This is a genomic window from Peptoniphilus rhinitidis 1-13 (assembly GCF_000246925.1).
Lineage (GTDB): Bacteria > Bacillota > Clostridia > Tissierellales > Peptoniphilaceae > Peptoniphilus_A > Peptoniphilus_A lacydonensis.
Window position 1 is genome coordinate 1 of sequence record NZ_BAEW01000034.1, and the last position, 1,547, is coordinate 1,547.

Sequence of the window (1,547 nt, forward strand, 5' to 3'; positions counted from 1 at the left end):
CCAATTTTATTTTCTAAAATATTTTCGTATAAATCAGAAATTTCTTTTTCCGTAATAGCATCCATTGAGGCGTTTGGCTCATCTAATATATATAAACTACTTTCTTTTGCAAATGCCCTTGCAAGAGCCACTTTTTGCCACTGACCCATAGATAAATTAATTCCTTCGTCAAACCACATACCTAATTGAGTGTCTAATTTCTTGTCATATGAATTAATTAAATTTAAAAAATTAAATTTATTAGCTATGTTTTTTATTTTCTCATCTTCATTCATAACCTTTAAATTACTATAAGTTATATTTTCTCTAAAGCTTGCCTCATATTTAACAAAATCTTGAAATAGAGTTGAAATTTCTTTTAGCAAAGATTCTTTATCAATATCCCTAACTTCAATGCCGTTAATTAATATATTTCCCTCATAATTTCTATAAAATCCCATAATTAATTTTATTAAAGTTGTCTTTCCACTTCCATTCATTCCTAAAATCGCAATTTTTTCATTCTTATTTATACTTAAATTTATATTTTTAAGAACATATTCTTTTGAAGAATTATATTTATAATATAAATGTCTTATTTCTATTTTTCTTATTTCGTTTATTTTTATTTTATTAGAAATGTCCTCTTCTTCCAACTCAAAAAACTCAAATAATTGTCCGATAAATAAACTTTGATTAACCATATTTGATAATCCTAAAAGGATTGAAGTTATATTAGACTTAGAATTTGAAATGGCCCTAATATAAGTTATAACATCTCCAATTAAAATGTGACCAAAAAATCCCAATGAAATTGTGTAATAGAAAATAAATCCATCTACTAATGTTTCCACTACACTAATTAAGATTGACCATTTTATTTGAGATTTATTTATCTCTAAATCTTCCTTATTAAATCTTTTGATAAGGTTTTTATATTTATTTATAAAATAAGAAAAAAGATTATAAGTTTTAAGTTCTTTATAAAAATTCCCATAAGACAACAGGTATGTTAAATACCAGCTCTTTCTGCTATCGTTCGTTCTCTGTTTTATTATCTCAAATCTTTTTAAGTTAAACTTATTATTTATAATATACTTAAATATAGGAATAACCATAATAACGGCAACAAGCCAAACTCTAAAATTTATTAAAATGAAAATATAGGAAGAAAGAGTAATCAATTGAGTTATTATGGACATAAAGTTTTCATAATAAGATAAAAGATTATCTCCTCCTTGATTCTGTGCCCTATTCATTATGTCATAAGTTTTTGAATTCTCATAATCAGACAAAGATAGTCTAGATGCCTTTAAATATATTTTCTCTGAAAAATATAAATTAAATTTCATACTATATTTGGTATTATAATATCCTAGAAAATTTGAATAAACCGAATTAAATAAATCTATAGAAATATAAAGTATAATATAAAAAATTATATTGTTTAAATTTCTTTCCGTTTGAACTCCATTTATAATTTTTTGCATTATAATAAGAGAAACAGGTGAAACAATACCATTTATTATCGTGGATAATATCGATATAAAAATATATACACAGTACGT

At 23.5% G+C, this 1,547-nt stretch carries 1 protein-coding gene; it reads right to left on the reverse strand.

Annotated elements, in window-relative coordinates:
- Nucleotides 1–1,532: ATP-binding cassette domain-containing protein (locus RH95_RS09060; protein WP_369369288.1), on the reverse strand; the 1,532-nt coding region annotated here is incomplete at its 3' end.
- Nucleotides 1,533–1,547: the final 15 nt, after the last annotated feature.